The organism is Plectonema radiosum NIES-515, from assembly GCF_025753815.1.
GTDB classification, from domain to species: domain Bacteria; phylum Cyanobacteriota; class Cyanobacteriia; order Cyanobacteriales; family Nostocaceae; genus Hassallia; species Hassallia radiosum_A.
In genome coordinates this window covers 1-1,118 of the sequence record NZ_JAOWRF010000367.1, presented here as the reverse complement: position 1 = coordinate 1,118, position 1,118 = coordinate 1, and the positions used below count along the sequence as shown (strand labels likewise).

The following is a 1,118-nucleotide window of genomic DNA, read 5'->3' as shown; positions in this document are numbered from 1 at the left end:
CCCACTCCCCCTTTAGGGATTGACCGGAAAACTAATAAAAATTACAGAATCATTGGGTATTATTATTTGGGTTTAACAAGTGGTGGGGTGTTAATGTTGGTTTGGCGTAAATATATCGTTATTATTCCTGTTGGTCTGAGCATCGCTTTGTTGCTCAGTGGTTGCAATAACAGCAAAGTTGCTCAGTGCGATCGCCTGATGAAGGCTGTTAGTGAAGGAAATGCTCTAATTGACAAAAATAAAGGGCAGCAAGTGACAACCAGTTTGAAACTCGCAACTGATCTCGAAGCTGTCACCAAATCGCTCAAGGAAATGAACCTACCAGACCCCGAACTGAAAAAATATCAAGACAAATTTGTGAACGTGTTTGACACTCTCAGCCAACAAATAACCAAAGCAGGTAAAGCTCTTGGTTCAGCTAAAACAGCACAAGCCTCACAATCTGGTAGGGAAAGAATACAAAAAGCTAGAGCTGATATCGATACCGCATTGACATCTGCCGCAACTACAGCTAAACAGTCTGATGCTTTAGAAACTGAGGTGAAAAAGTACTGTAGCGCAAGCAAGGAGTAATTTATCTAAGTAATTGGTAATGGCTAATAGCTAATCACTAATGACAATGAAACAGTTATTTACTGAACTTTAAGTAACTAATATCACTTTTTTGCACGAAATATTCCTGACACCCATCAATTTTTCTGTCAAGAGAAATATTGGTGTTGTTAAGGTGAAATACAATGAGCGATATCGGTCTGCTGATAGCGGTGTTAACTACTGGGCAAGCGTTTGCGCCAAAATTACCTGAACAGCCATTAGTTGAGTCAGATAATGTGGTGCAGCAGTCAAAACATAGTGAGGCAAGCAAAATTGTCCCACCAACCCAAATAACACCACCTGAATTGATACAACCGGATGCAAGTCTCCAAACCGTCCAATCAGCGCTAAAACTAGAGCATCAAAATATACTTCATAAAATTAGAAAAAAAATTGAGTCTCAAAGCTCCGCTATCAAAGTACGGGACAAGGGAGATAAGGGAGACAAGGAGACAAGGAGGACAAGGAGACAAGGAGACAAGGAAAATAATTCTTCTTTACCCCACTCCCCCCCCCGCCTCTTA

General features: G+C 40.8%; 2 protein-coding genes. Both read left to right on the top strand.

What is annotated here, in order from left to right; translation table 11 throughout:
* Positions 1 to 573 (top strand): hypothetical protein (locus OGM63_RS25675; protein ID WP_263748540.1); only part of this gene is annotated, 573 nt, incomplete at its 5' end.
* Positions 574 to 737: 164 nt separating this feature from the next.
* A partial coding sequence (locus OGM63_RS25670) for a hypothetical protein (protein ID WP_263748539.1) occupies positions 738 to 1,118 on the top strand: 381 nt, incomplete at its 3' end.